At 57.7% G+C, this 2,282-nt stretch carries 3 protein-coding genes; all 3 read left to right on the top strand.

Annotated elements, in window-relative coordinates; translation table 11 throughout:
• A partial coding sequence (gene hscA / locus ADADOO_RS12775) for a Fe-S protein assembly chaperone HscA (RefSeq protein WP_511277884.1) occupies nt 1–1,838 on the top strand: 1,838 nt, incomplete at its 5' end.
• A complete protein-coding gene (fdx, locus tag ADADOO_RS12770) occupies nt 1,835–2,179 on the top strand; it encodes an ISC system 2Fe-2S type ferredoxin (RefSeq protein ID WP_511277883.1) in 345 nt (114 codons plus the stop codon). The genes hscA and fdx, both read left to right, overlap by 4 nt.
• The coding region (gene iscX, locus ADADOO_RS12765) for a Fe-S cluster assembly protein IscX (protein WP_511277885.1) at nt 2,176–2,282 on the top strand (107 nt) is incomplete at its 3' end. The genes fdx and iscX, both read left to right, overlap by 4 nt.

The raw sequence follows: 2,282 nt of genomic DNA, 5'->3' as shown, positions 1-2,282 counted from the left end.
CGCACGAGCACAAGCTCGCCATCGGGATTGACCTGGGTACCACCAACTCGCTGGTTGCCACTGTCCGCAGCGGAATCTCCATCTGCCTGAGCGACGAGCAGGGACGGCCTTTGTTGCCGTCAGTCGTTCGCTATCATGCCGATAACTCGACTGACATTGGCTACGATGCACAGACCAAGCAGGCAGTCGATCCGCGCAACACCATCGTTTCGGTCAAGCGCTTCATGGGGCGGGGGTTGAAGGATATTGCCCACGTCGAATCGATGCCCTACGACTTCATTGAAGCGCCGGGCATGGTCAAGGTCAACACGATTGCCGGTATCAAGAGTCCGGTGGAAGTCTCGGCCGAAATCCTGAAGAGCCTCAAGCAGCGCGCTGAAACAGCCCTGGCCGGTGATCTTGTCGGCGCCGTGATCACCGTCCCGGCCTATTTTGACGACGCGCAGCGTCAAGCGACAAAGGATGCCGCGCGATTGGCTGGCCTCAACGTGCTGCGCTTGCTCAACGAACCGACCGCAGCCGCCATTGCTTACGGCCTGGATAATGCGGCCGAAGGTGTTTATGCGGTTTACGATCTGGGTGGTGGCACCTTCGATATTTCCATTCTCAAGCTGACCAAAGGTGTTTTCGAGGTCATGTCCACCGGCGGTGACTCGGCGCTGGGGGGGGATGACTTCGACCATCGAATTTTCTGCTGGGTTATCGAGCAGGCTCAGCTGCAGCCGCTGTCGCCGGAAGATGGCCGCCTCCTCATGATGCGCTGCCGCGAGGCCAAAGAGTTTCTGACCAGCAATCCCGAAGCACCGCTGATGGCGCGGCTTTCCACAGGGGAAATGGTTGACTTGAAGCTTGATGTTGCGACTTTTGCCAGCATTACCCAGACGCTGATTTCGAAGACCTTGCAGGCTGTTAAGAAGGCCTTACGCGACGCGGGGCTGAGGGCCGAAGACATCAAGGGAGTCGTCATGGTCGGTGGTGCGACGCGCATGCCGCAAGTCCAGAAGGCCGTCGGTGATTTCTTCCGCCAGGAACCGCTGACCAATCTCGATCCGGATAAAGTCGTCGCGCTGGGCGCCGCGACCCAGGCCAACCTGCTGGTTGGCAACAAGACGGGTAGGGATGACTGGCTGCTGCTTGATGTCATACCGCTGTCGCTCGGTCTGGAAACAATGGGCGGACTGACTGAGAAGGTCATCCCGCGCAATTCGACCATCCCGACGGCACGTGCCCAGGAGTTTACAACCTTCAAAGACGGCCAGACCGCGATGGCGATCCACGTCGTCCAGGGCGAGCGCGAACTGGTCAGCGATTGCCGTTCGCTGGCTCGCTTCGAACTGCGTGGTATTCCGCCGATGGTGGCTGGCGCGGCGCGTATTCGCGTCACCTTTCAGGTCGATGCTGATGGCTTGCTCTCCGTCGCGGCACGCGAGCAGACGACTGGCGTCGAGTCGAGCGTCACCGTCAAACCATCCTACGGCCTCTCGGATGATGAGATTGCCGGCATGCTCAAAGATTCGATGGAGCATGCCAAGGACGATGCCATGAGCCGTGCCCTCAAAGAGGCGCAGGTTGAGGCGCAGCGGATGATCGAGGCAACCGAAGCCGCTATGAAGGAAGATCGACATCTGTTGAATGAGGTTGAAACGGCCAAGATTGTCGATACCATTAGCAAGCTGCGAGCAACCATGGCCGGTGAGAATCGTCGGCTGATCAATATCGCCATGGACGACCTTGGCTTTGAAACGCAAGCCTTTGCCCATCGGCGCATGGACCAAAGTATCAAGAAGGTGTTGTCCGGCCGTAATGTGGACGACATCAAAATTGGAGAAGACGCATGACGCAACTGATCGTCCTGCCACACGTCGAACTGTGCCCGGATGGCGCGGTGATCGAGGCCGAAGAGGGCAAGTCGATCTGCGAGAACCTGCTGGCCAATGAGATTGAATTGGACCATGCCTGTGAAATGTCCTGCGCCTGCACAACCTGTCACGTCATCGTGCGCGAAGGCTTCGACTCACTGGAGCCGGCTGAAGATATTGAAGAAGACCTGCTGGACAAGGCCTGGGGCTTGGAACCCAATTCGCGTCTTGGCTGTCAGGCAATCGTACGGTCAACGCCAATAACCGTCGAAATTCCAAAATACAGCATCAACATGGCGAAGGAAGGGCACCGCAAATGAAATGGACAGACATCAACGATATCGCCATCGAACTGAGCGAAAACCACCCTGACATCAATCCGTTGCAGATCAATTTCGTCGATCTGCGTGACTGCGTGATGGC

The organism is Azonexus sp. (genome assembly GCF_036170495.1).
GTDB lineage: Bacteria > Pseudomonadota > Gammaproteobacteria > Burkholderiales > Rhodocyclaceae > Azonexus.
Note: the sequence above shows the minus strand (reverse complement) of the source record. Positions and strands in the feature narration are given on the sequence as shown.

What these genes read in the sequence shown, in the direction of transcription:
- fdx (WP_511277883.1), top strand. Translation starts at nt 1,835, where the DNA reads ATGACGCAACTGATCGTCCTGCCACACGTCGAACTGTGCCCGGATGGC.